Genomic DNA, 8,272 nt, shown 5'->3' on the forward strand with positions numbered 1-8,272 from the left:
GAATGGTTGCAACTTTACCAAAACGGCATGAAAATATCATATTAAATAAGGTAAAAAGCTAAATTTATAGAATAAAATAGCCTTAAATTTCTTGAAAGGATCTTAGATGAAAACTACTTCTTTGGCACTTGCTGGCTTGCTTTTAGCAACAACTCTTTCAGCAAAAGAATTTATCAGTATCGGTACTGGCGGCATGACAGGCACATACTATCCGATAGGTGGAGCGATTTGCCGTTTAGCAAACAAAAATACTAATGTAAAATGCTCAGTCCAATCAACTGGTGGCTCAGTCTATAACGTGAATAACGTTTTGAAAAAAGAGCTTACATTTGGCTTTGTTCAAAGTGACGTTGTCTATGATAAATATAACGGCACTGGCAAATTTGACGGAGCAAAAGATGAAAATTTACGCTCAGTAGTTGCGATCTATCCTGAGCTTCTTGCATTTGTTGTAGCAAAAGATAGTGGTCTAACAAGCGATCTTGCTTCATTTGCAGGCAAAAAATACAATGTCGGAAACCCAGGCAGCGGCAATGAAGTGAGTACACTTGAAGTCTTTAAAGCAAAAGGCTTTGACGTTTCAAAACTAGGATACCGCGGCGTTTTAACAGTTGGCGAATGCCCACACGCACTAAAAGATAAAAAAATAGACGGATATAGCTTTGTTGTTGGTCACCCAACCGCAAACATCACTGATGCTGCGACATCTTTGCCTATTGATATCCTAAATATCGAAGGTAGTGAGATCGATAAGCTTCTTAAAGAGAAACCATACTTTGCAAAAGGTGTGATCCCAAAAGGCTCTTATGACGGCGTCGATCACGATGTAAATACTATCGGCGTAAAGGCTGTTTTGGTAACTAGCAAAGATACAAAAGATGAGGCTGTAAAAGCTGTGATAAAAGCTATCTTAGACAACTTTGATGAGTATAAAACTCTTCACCCAGCGCTAAAATCAGTTAAGAAAGAAGATCTTGTTCAAGGCCTTTCAGCTCCGCTTCACCCAGCTGCAGAGGCTGCATTTAAAGAGGCTGGCATTTTAAAATAGTCCATTTCCAGGGGCTTTTGCCTCTGGATAAAATTTAAATATGCAAATTCTTTTAAATTTATATATTTAAATTTTAAAGGAGAAAGATGAACGAAGTTAATGACAACGAAGAACAATTTGTCGAAGTAAAGACAAGAGAGATAAATAGCAATTTTTACAACTATTTCATCGCATTTGCGTGTTTCTCTTGGTCGGTTTTTCAGCTTTATATAGCGTATTTCCCACTAAATACTAACATTTCACGCTCAGTGCACCTAGCTTTTGCGGTTGGGCTTGTATTTTTGCTTTATCCAGTCACTTTTCATAAAAAGGCACATTCTAGTTTGCCATTTTACGATCTAGTCTTTTGCGTGGTAGGCGTTGTTGCTGTGCTTTATCCGGCGGTTTGTTTTTATGAGCTAGCTGATAGGACAGGGGACTACATCACACAAGATATCGTCATATCGTTTTTAGCGATCATTGTCTTGCTTGAGGCTGGCAGGCGTGTCATGGGACCAGCACTTCCAATTATTTGTATATTATTTTTGATATATGATCACTTTGGTCCTTATATGCCAGACATCATCGCTCATCAAGGTGCCAGCTTTGAAAAGATCGCAGGTCATATGTTTTTAACGACAGAGGGCATCTTTGGTGTGCCTATCGGAGTTAGCGTTAGTTTTATCTATCTTTTTGTTCTTTTTGGCTCATTGCTTGAGAGGGCAGGTGCTGGGCAATATTTCATAAATTTAGCTTTCTCTCTTCTTGGAAAATATAGAGGCGGTCCGGCTAAGGCCTCGGTCATCGCAAGTGGCCTAACAGGCATGGTTTCAGGAAGCTCCACAGCAAATGTTGTAACAGTTGGTACATTTACCATACCACTTATGAAAAAAGCCGGTCTTTCACGCACAAAAGCTGGAGCCATCGAGGTAGCAGCTGGCGTAAATGGCCAGCTTATGCCTCCGATCATGGGCGCAGCTGCTTTTATTATCGCTGAGTTTTTAGGCATGACATATACAAATGTCATGATGGCAGCGGTAATTCCGGCTTTTGCTTGCTATTTGTCACTATTTTTTATCGTTCATTTAGAGAGCGTGAAGCTTGGCTTAAAAGGTATAAATCAAAGCGAGTTTCACTCAAGATTTAAAATTTTTGTAAGCGGACTTCACTATATAACTCCGATTTTGATTTTGCTTTATACGCTATTAATTGCAAAAGAGTCAGCCATTGCTGCAGCATTTAATGCGATTGGGTTTTTATTTTTAATAATGATCTTTCAAGAGCCGGTTAAAAAACTAGCAAGTGGTGAAAAAGTTGGAATAAATGATGTGTTAATAGGCTTTGAAGATATATTTTGGGCGATGGTTGCAGCCGCAAAAAGTATGACAACGATCGCCATTGCAACCGCACTTGCAGGTATTATCGTGGGTTCTATCTCTCTAACTGGACTTGGTCAAGTACTTTCAGATCTAGTTGAGCTACTTGCTGGTGATAATATAGTTATGATATTGCTTCTTACTGCGATGATGTCACTTATACTAGGAATGGGTCTTCCAACAACGGCAAACTATATCGTAGTTTCAAGCCTTGTGGCACCTGTTATTTTATTTTTAGCGCACAAAAATGGCTTTTTAATCCCAGCTATTGCTGTGCATCTTTTTGTCTTTTACTTTGGAATTTTAGCTGATGACACGCCACCAGTTGGTATCGCAGCTTATGCAGCAGCTGGTATCGCCAAAGCAAATCCTATAACCGTTGGTGTTCAAGGATTCTTTTATGATCTAAGAACAGCAATCTTACCATTTGCTTTTTTCTTTAACAATAAACTTATGCTGATAGAAAGCGTAAACGAGGGCGATCCGCTTGATTCAAAAGGAATAGTCTGGATGAGCAATCCGCTTGAAATTTTACTTGTCTTTGGTATGGCGATCGTGGGAATGTTTGCATTTTCAAGCTTACTTCAAGGCTACTATGTCACAAAGCTTAGGATCTGGGAGCGTATTCTTTTGATTCCTGTTGTGCCACTAGCTCTTGTACCAAATATATGTGCGAAATTTAATCTTATACCAAACGAATACACTGCTTATATTGTAGCTGCTGTCCTTTATGGATTTGTTTTTATGACTCAATGGGGCATTAAAGATAAGCCACTTGATCAAATAAAAATAATCTAATCTTAGGCAAGAGCATTCTTGCCTAAATTTCTAATATAAATTTTTAGACTACCTTTATACTTTGAGTAATTTCTATTTAAAATAAGTGTGTTTTTTGGATTTTTATTGTTTTAAGAAATTTTTAGGCTCGTAAGCCTAAAAATTATAGTTGTTTTGAGCGTCTTAGATCGCCTGCAAATTCGCAAGACATCTTATCGCCTAATTCGCAGCCTTTTACTAAAAATTCATAAGCTTTTTTAAATTCTTTAGCTTCTATCAAGATAGAACCTACCATCTCGCAAGAATATCCATCATTCTTATCACAAGCTTTATTAAAAAGTTCTCTTGCTTTTTGCGGCTCAGTATTTAGATAAAGCCCACCAGCTGCCGAGCAACCTTCTTTTTCACCGCTTTGGCAAGCTTTATTATAATACTCTAAAGCCTTGTCTAGATCCGGTGTCGCTGTTTTGCCTAGCTGATAAATGGCGCCAGTTTTTACACATGATTTTGCATCATTTTCTGCACATCCTGCTTCAAATTTAGCTAAAGCTTCTTTGAAATTCGAGCTCCCATATGCCTTTAGGCCATCTTCAAAGTTACCTGCAAAAGCACAAGCAGCTAATATTGAGATAAAAATCATTTTTTTCATTGAAATTCCCTTTTTTGTGAATTAACATGCAATTTTAGCATATTAATTTTTACACTTACTTGATGAAAAATAATTACGCTTTTAAAATTTGCTCTTGTTTTTTATAATCAGGCATGATTTTTTCTATAAAATCGTAAAAACTTTTTTGATGATGCGGATAGAGCAGGTGTGTTAGCTCGTGAAGAACGACGTAGCGTACGGCTGAGAGCGGCTTTTCTATGAGTCTTAGGCTTAGGTTTATATAGCCTTTTTTGTGATTGCAACTACCCCAGCGAGTTTTGCTATTTCGTATGACGATGCGCTTGATTGGCTTATTTATAAAAGGCTGAAAATGGCTTACAAGCTCTAAAAATAGCTCTTTTGCTCTTACTTTTACAAAACACTCAAGGCTTTTTAAATTTGGCGTAAAGACAAACTCGCCATCAAAAAATGGCTCTTTAAAATTTTCATCAAATTTTATCTTATAAATTTGTCCAAGAAATTTCATCTCATCATCTTTTGGTAAATTTGCAAGAGCTTTCTTGTAAGTATTTTCAAGCCAAATTCTGTGCATCTCAAGAAAGCTAAGAGCCATCTTTTGTGTGCTGTAAAATGACATAGATAGCGTGATCTTAGCGTCCTTGCCAACTCTTAAACGCATGGATTTTACATTTGTTTTAAAATTTATTAAAACGTTTAGCCCATAAAAGTCTAAATTTATGCTCTTTTGCTTTAAACTAGGCGTTTTTCTTGCCATTTTTTGCTTCTCCAGCGCCACGTATTTGCAAGGCCTCTTAGCCACTCATCAGCACAAAATCCTATCCAAACGCCGATAATTCCCCAGCCAAGATAGATGCCTAAAAAATATCCAAGTGGCAGCGAAAGCCCCCACATAAAGATAAGGCCAGTCGCAAGAGGAAATTTTGCATCACCGCTTGCACGAAGGGCATTTACGATGACGATATTAAAGGTTCTACCCGCTTCAAGAAATATCGAAAGTGTAAAAAGTGGCAACATGATCGTACGTAAATTTTCGTTTAAATTTAGTGCGTCCATGATTTGATACTTTAGTGCATAAGCTATAAGCACGACTACGAGTGTGATAAAAACTCCAAGTCTTAGCGCTCTAAATGTCCTTGTATAGGCCTCGTTAAACTCGCTTGCTCCAACTAAATGCCCAACGATGACCTCGTTTGCCACGCTAATACTCGCTCCACAAAGCAAGATAAGAAGCGTGATCTGAAAGTAAATGGTCTGCACGCTAAGGCTAGCCTCGCCCATGCTTGCTACAAAGCCAAAAGCGACCATGTATTGCGCCATCCAGAGTAAATTTTCGCCTGCGCTTGGAAGGCCGATTGAGAGGATTTTCTTTAAAATTTCAAATGGCACGACAAGTAGCTTTTTAAAGTAAATTTTAACTTTTGCCTTTTGACTTAGCATATAAGCTAGCACAAAAATGCCTACTAATCTGCCAACAAGTGTCGAGATAGCTACACCTTGCAGACCTAAATTTGGCAGATCAAACCAGCCAAAAAGGGAGATAGCGTTGCCTAAAATCGTAATTACGTTCATTAAAACCGAAGTTAGCATAACAGCAGTTGCTAGGTTATAAACACGAAGCACCGCAGCTAGCACCATGCCGATACCGTCAAAAAGTAGGGCAAAGCCAAGGATGTGAAGATATGAGAAGCTATCATTTATAAGCTCTTTTGGCACGTTTAGTAAATTTAAGATGTTGTAGCCAAAGACGTAGATAATGATAGCTGAGAAGATACCAAAGAGCGTATTTGACGTGATACTTGCGTGTATAACGTTTGATGCAAGATCGTTCTTTTTAGCTCCCAGTGCTTGGGCGACGACGACTGAACAGCCAATGCTTAGAAAGTTAAAAATGGTCATAAAAAGATCCATCACTTGATTGCCAGCACCCATGGCACCAACTAGATGCACACTCACTTTTGTCACCATGTAGGTGTTGATGATGAGCGTAATGAAGTGTAAAAACATATCCAAAAATATCGGAACTACGAGTTTTCTCATAGATAAGTTCATTAAATTTTCCTTAATTATTTTAAAAATTTTGGCGATTATAGCCAAAATTAGGTTTTAGCTCCCTTTTGATATAATCGCGAGAAATTTAAAAAATGAGAGAAAAATGGCATTAATCGACCTGATAGACGTAAGTAAAAAATTTGGCGCAAATGAGATTTTAAACGCTGTAAATTTTAGTGTAAATGAAAATGAAAAGATAGCGATCATCGGTAAAAATGGCAGCGGTAAAAGCACGCTTATGAAGATCATCTCTGGCGAAGTGGCAGTAGATAGTGGCAGACGCATAGTGCAGAGCTTAATAAGCGTCGAGATGCTAGCACAAACTCCAAATTTTAACGCCACTTTTACCGTAAGGCAGGCGCTAAATAACGAGCTAAAAGAGATATTTGACGCGATAAGCGAATATGAAAAGAGCGGTATTTTACTAGCAAATGATCCTGAAAACAAAGAAATTTTAAAAGAGCAAGAGAGGCTTTTAAAATTTATAGAGGCAAAGGACGGCTGGAATATCGAGCACAAGATCGAGCGAATTTTGCAAGAATTTAAGCTAAAAGAGTATGAAAATAGACCCATTTGCTCGCTAAGTGGTGGCGAGATCAGACGCGTGGCACTGGGTGCGCTCATCCTTAAAAAGCCTGATGTGCTGCTGCTTGATGAGCCGACAAACCACCTTGATGTTTACATGGTCAAATTTCTTGAAGATATGCTAAAGAGCTCAAATCAAAGCATAGTTTTTATAAGCCACGATAGGTATTTTATCGATGCGCTGGCAACCAGATGCGTTGAGGTTGAGGATGCAAGCTTAAAAAATTTTGAGGGTGGATATGCAAACTATCTAACCAAAAAAGAGGAAATTTTAGCAAGCCTTGCAAAGTCGCATGAGACGCTGCTAAAACAGCTAAAGGCTGAAGAGGAGTGGCTAAGAAGAGGCGTAAAAGCTAGGCTAAAGCGAAACGAGGGCAGAAAAGAGCGGGTGCTCGCTATGCGTGAAGAGGCTAAGAAAAATCCAGGTGTGATAAGGCGTGTGAGACTTGAGCTAGAGCGTGCGAGTAAAAATTTCAACCAAACGCAGAGCCAAAACCGCAAAAAAATGCTCTTTGAGTTTAAAAATTTAAGCAAAAGCATAGACGGCAAGGTGCTTTTTGAAAAATTTGACGCAAGGGTATTACAAGGCGAGAGGATCGCCATAGTGGGGCGAAATGGTAGCGGCAAAAGCACGCTACTTAAAATTTTGCTAGGACTTGAAAAGCCAAGTAGTGGTGAGATAAAAAGAGGCGAGGTAAGTATTGGCTACTTTGATCAAGCTAGAAATGTCCTTGATGATGATAAAAGCCTAATAGAGACGTTTTGCCCAAATGGTGGCGATCACGTGCTAGTTCGTGGACGAAATATGCATGTTTATGGCTATCTTAAAAATTTCCTCTTTCCAAAGGATTTTTTGGATAAAAAGATAGGCGTTTTAAGTGGTGGTGAGAAAAACCGCGTCGCGCTTGCACTTCTTTTTACTAAAACTTACGATGTATTGGTACTTGACGAACCGACAAACGACCTTGACATCGCAACTATCAATATCTTAGAAGACTACTTGCAAAGCTTTGAAGGAGCGATCTTACTAGTAAGTCACGATAGATATTTTGTCGATAAGATGGCAAACAAGCTTTGGGCATTTGAGGGCATAAAGATAAATGTCTTACACGAAGAGTATAGCGTCTATTTGGAGCTTGAAGATGAGCTAAAAGAGCTTGATAAATTTGAAAAAGAGCTTGCAAATAACCAAAATGAAGCTAAGCAAAAAAGCAAAACCGGCATAAAGCTAAGCTACAAACAAACGCAAATTTTAAACACATATCCAGATAAAATTTCAGCCCTTGAAGCAAGAGTGGCTGAGCTAAATGAGGGGCTTAGTGATCCTAAAATTTATCAAGAAGTAGGCCTTACTAAGCTTTATGAAGAGCTTGAAAGTGCAAAAGCCCAGCTTGAAAGCCTAGAAAATGAGTATTTTGAAGTCTTAGAGATCGCCGAGGAGCTAGAGTAGCTTGAAAAAGATCGGTAGGATAAGCGCGCTAAATACGAGAGTTGTTAGGCAAAATTCTGTTGTGAGCCTTAGCATTATCGTTGATAAAATGAGATTTAGTGAGACATTTTCGCCTAAAATATATAAATATGAAGTAGGTGATCTAGTTCGGATAAAATATAAAAAGGTTGGGTTTTTAAATAAGATAGATAGCATTAGGCTAATCGCGACAAATAGAGAAAATTCGGACTTATATGAAAGGTTGAAAAATTTATTTTATATGATTATGTTTTTTTGCTTTTCTCTTTTTTTGTTGATGGTGATTTATTATGGGGTTTTGAAGAAATTTAGTATTATTGGAGCTATTTTGGCATTATATGTTGTTTGGCTATTAAATA

General features: G+C 38.2%; 7 protein-coding genes. 4 read left to right on the forward strand and 3 right to left on the reverse strand.

The window, feature by feature from the left end; translation table 11 throughout:
• Positions 1–106: 106 nt before the first annotated feature.
• A complete protein-coding gene (locus F3H01_RS01930; RefSeq protein WP_149724658.1) occupies positions 107–1,048 on the forward strand; it encodes a TAXI family TRAP transporter solute-binding subunit in 942 nt (313 codons plus the stop codon).
• An 86-nt stretch (positions 1,049–1,134) separates the two neighbouring features.
• Complete coding sequence (locus F3H01_RS01935; protein ID WP_149724659.1) at positions 1,135–3,201, forward strand: TRAP transporter permease; 2,067 nt, start codon at positions 1,135–1,137, stop codon at positions 3,199–3,201.
• Positions 3,202–3,343: 142 nt separating this feature from the next.
• On the opposite strand, the gene F3H01_RS01940 is transcribed toward F3H01_RS01935, so the two are convergent.
• The 3 genes from F3H01_RS01940 to F3H01_RS01950 form a co-directional block, all read right to left on the reverse strand.
• Positions 3,344–3,829: a tetratricopeptide repeat protein gene (locus F3H01_RS01940; protein WP_087585286.1), complete on the reverse strand. Its 486-nt coding sequence runs from the start codon at positions 3,827–3,829 to the stop codon at positions 3,344–3,346.
• 73 nt (positions 3,830–3,902) lie between these two features.
• Positions 3,903–4,565 (reverse strand): M48 family metallopeptidase, encoded by a 663-nt coding sequence (locus tag F3H01_RS01945; protein ID WP_188116338.1) that lies wholly within the window; start codon positions 4,563–4,565, stop codon positions 3,903–3,905.
• Positions 4,541–5,860 (reverse strand): MATE family efflux transporter, encoded by a 1,320-nt coding sequence (locus tag F3H01_RS01950; RefSeq protein ID WP_149724660.1) that lies wholly within the window; start codon positions 5,858–5,860, stop codon positions 4,541–4,543. Before F3H01_RS01950 ends, F3H01_RS01945 begins: the two co-directional genes overlap by 25 nt.
• 103 nt (positions 5,861–5,963) lie before the next feature.
• Between F3H01_RS01950 and abc-f the strand changes: the two genes are divergently transcribed.
• Positions 5,964–7,895, forward strand: a complete 1,932-nt coding sequence (gene abc-f, locus F3H01_RS01955; RefSeq protein WP_149724661.1) for a ribosomal protection-like ABC-F family protein — start codon at positions 5,964–5,966, stop codon at positions 7,893–7,895.
• A gap of 1 nt (position 7,896) precedes the next feature.
• On the forward strand, positions 7,897–8,272 hold a 376-nt coding region (locus F3H01_RS09350; RefSeq protein WP_223155321.1), incomplete at its 3' end, for a hypothetical protein.

It is taken from the genome of Campylobacter concisus (assembly GCF_902460875.1).
Classification (GTDB): Bacteria; Campylobacterota; Campylobacteria; order Campylobacterales; family Campylobacteraceae; genus Campylobacter_A; species Campylobacter_A concisus_AA.

Excerpts from the sequence above, each read along its gene's own strand:
- F3H01_RS01930 (WP_149724658.1), top strand. The coding sequence starts at position 107 with ATGAAAACTACTTCTTTGGCACTTGCTGGCTTGCTTTTAGCAACAACT.
- F3H01_RS01945 (WP_188116338.1), bottom strand. The coding sequence starts at position 4,565 with ATGGCAAGAAAAACGCCTAGTTTAAAGCAAAAGAGCATAAATTTAGAC.
- abc-f (WP_149724661.1), top strand. The coding sequence starts at position 5,964 with ATGGCATTAATCGACCTGATAGACGTAAGTAAAAAATTTGGCGCAAAT.
- F3H01_RS01935 (WP_149724659.1), top strand. The coding sequence starts at position 1,135 with ATGAACGAAGTTAATGACAACGAAGAACAATTTGTCGAAGTAAAGACA.
- F3H01_RS01950 (WP_149724660.1), bottom strand. The coding sequence starts at position 5,860 with ATGAACTTATCTATGAGAAAACTCGTAGTTCCGATATTTTTGGATATG.
- F3H01_RS01940 (WP_087585286.1), bottom strand. The coding sequence starts at position 3,829 with ATGAAAAAAATGATTTTTATCTCAATATTAGCTGCTTGTGCTTTTGCA.